Origin of the sequence: Shewanella colwelliana ATCC 39565 (assembly GCF_000518705.1) — a bacterium.
In the GTDB taxonomy this organism is placed as follows: domain Bacteria; phylum Pseudomonadota; class Gammaproteobacteria; order Enterobacterales; family Shewanellaceae; genus Shewanella; species Shewanella colwelliana.
Genome location: NZ_JAEC01000066.1, coordinates 1 through 1100 on the forward strand (window position 1 = coordinate 1; position 1100 = coordinate 1100).

Consider the following 1100-nt stretch of genomic DNA (forward strand, 5'->3'; position numbering starts at 1 on the left):
TTCTAGTTTGTTTTTGGCGAAATTGATTAGATCAAACAGCACCATGCGTGTCTACTAATTGATTGTAAAAGAAATTATCTGGGGATTCCCTAGAATGCAGCGTTATGCTACTAAGGAAAGTTTAGTGTTTAAAATTATAGTATTAGTATCAAGTCTATTTCTTGCTTCGTGCGCAACTGTTGCACCAATTGTAAATTCAAATAGCCCTATCAACATTTATGGTGTTACGACACTCCCTCCACAAAATGGAGACTGGGTAGTTATAGCTGCCTCAGGCTATCAATCATCTCTTGGGAGTAAAGGAATTAATAAAAATGAATCGCATGTTGTAAACGTTTCCATATTTAAATTGCCAAGTTTAGATTCAGATAAAAAACTCTTAGAATATATTGTTAGTTCAAGAGCATCTACTCCTGATACTGGTCGATTTGAGAACAGAGAAAACACTGAAAATCTTTCACCACTTAATGGTGCTGTTTGTGTGAAATATCATTCAAGATCAACAGATACGAATGCTAAAATTCAAGGAGGCAATGCTTCAATGGTATATGAAAGTATTGGATATAATTGCCAACACCCTAAAAGTAACACCGTAGGTGTAAACATTGAGTACTCTAGTCGTTACTTTGAAGATACTGGATATTCAACATTACAATATGATAGCGATGTATTTTTTAATGGTATTGAGTTTACGGAGTTCTAGTCGCATAATAAGCTAATTAATAAGGACAAAAAACAGTTGGCTGTTTCCGTTCCTCAACATTTTAGCCAACAATATTTTGCCCATTAACAGGGCGCAGGGGGATCCCCTCATAATTCAGGTCTCCCGGCAGTGTGAAGCAACTTGATGCATTCATGCATTGCCCCGCGTAAATGCTGCGCTGTTATTCGATAGTTTTCCCTCCGTCGTACTTCTTTCCCTAGCCTGACAACCGACAACACTGACCGATGCCCTTAACGCCATCAAACGAAGTTGTTCTCTTACATCGGCCCAATAGACAAGCACGATAGGCATAATTCCTAGTTTAAAAATCGTGCACCACAGAGATGCATTGCATGCCAGCGATATACCGCCATTCGGTCATTATTGAGGTGGTGAT

The 1100-nt window shown here is 38.6% G+C and carries 1 protein-coding gene and 1 pseudogene; one reads left to right on the forward strand and one right to left on the reverse strand.

Annotated features, from left to right (window positions below; genetic code table 11):
• Positions 1-94: 94 nt before the first annotated feature.
• Complete coding sequence (locus L876_RS0116330) at positions 95-703, forward strand: hypothetical protein (protein WP_248674647.1); 609 nt, start codon at positions 95-97, stop codon at positions 701-703.
• 228 nt (positions 704-931) lie between these two features.
• On the opposite strand, the pseudogene L876_RS23080 reads toward L876_RS0116330, so the two are convergent.
• A pseudogene (locus tag L876_RS23080) lies at positions 932-1100 on the reverse strand (IS4 family transposase); the annotation flags it as partial.